The following is a 359-nucleotide window of genomic DNA, read 5'->3' as shown; positions in this document are numbered from 1 at the left end:
CCCTTCAGGGGATTTAGGGGTGACATAAAATGATATTTTATTACAAATTGAAACTAACGTTGTTTTGATGTTTAGTTTTTGGACACCCTCTTTTTTTGCTAATTTTTCCAGGTTATGGATAATACATAATGATTTTAGTAAAGGACTTTTTATTGTATAAGGGGATTTAAATTGGATGAATAATTGGACTTTTTTGGCCAGTAATAATAAAAACAAAAATATCTAAGATTTTATTTTTGCTCTAACCCACACCAAACCAGCTTAGAAACACAAATTAACAGAGTTTCTTCAAAAAAAGAGTGCAATTTGATTTGGAAGTTTAGAAAAAACTGGCTTATTTTGCACCCGCTTTTGAGAAC

General features: G+C 30.1%; 1 protein-coding gene. It reads right to left on the bottom strand.

Annotation, left to right across the window (positions count from 1 at the left end; all coding sequences use genetic code 11):
- A partial coding sequence (locus tag ACRD62_RS22525; protein WP_430822333.1) for a hypothetical protein occupies window positions 1–216 on the bottom strand: 216 nt, incomplete at its 3' end.
- Window positions 217–359: the final 143 nt, after the last annotated feature.

It is taken from the genome of Carboxylicivirga caseinilyticus, assembly GCF_050589785.1.
Classification (GTDB): Bacteria; Bacteroidota; Bacteroidia; order Bacteroidales; family Marinilabiliaceae; genus Carboxylicivirga; species Carboxylicivirga caseinilyticus.
This window is presented reverse-complemented; position numbering and strand designations above follow the sequence as displayed.